This window comes from Bradyrhizobium sp. Crot121 (assembly GCF_059512385.1).
The window spans coordinates 1-345 of the sequence record NZ_JCAMOR010000522.1 but is presented as its reverse complement, the minus strand read 5'-3'; the positions used below and the strand labels follow the sequence as shown (position 1 = coordinate 345).

Below are 345 nucleotides of genomic sequence, written 5' to 3'. Positions count from 1 at the left end.
TATTCACGCCCCTGCACCACGAACAGCTCACGCGCCAGCTCCGGAAGATTCTCGTCCTGCGCAATCCGCGCCAACAGCGGCTCGATCTTCTCCGCCCCCTTGGCGGCGATCAGGCCGAACTCGGCGGCGTAGCCGCGGATCGCGTTGCTCAGCTGGGTGCGCCGGGCGATCAGTCCGTCGCGGATCCCCGTCAGCATCAGCGCGGCCTGTTGCTCGGCCGTCTTGACCGGGACGAAGCGCATGCGCGGCCGCCCCATGGCTTCACACAATCCTTCCGCATCCCGCCCGTCGTTCTTGTTCCGCTGCACGTAGGGCTTCACCAGTTGCGGGGCCATCAGCTTCACC

The 345-nt window shown here is 67.0% G+C and carries 1 protein-coding gene; it reads right to left on the bottom strand.

Translation table 11 applies throughout. The features are described 5' to 3' along the window. Positions 1-345: IS110 family transposase (locus AC5ZGW_RS47765; protein WP_496114356.1), on the bottom strand; the 345-nt coding region annotated here is incomplete at both ends.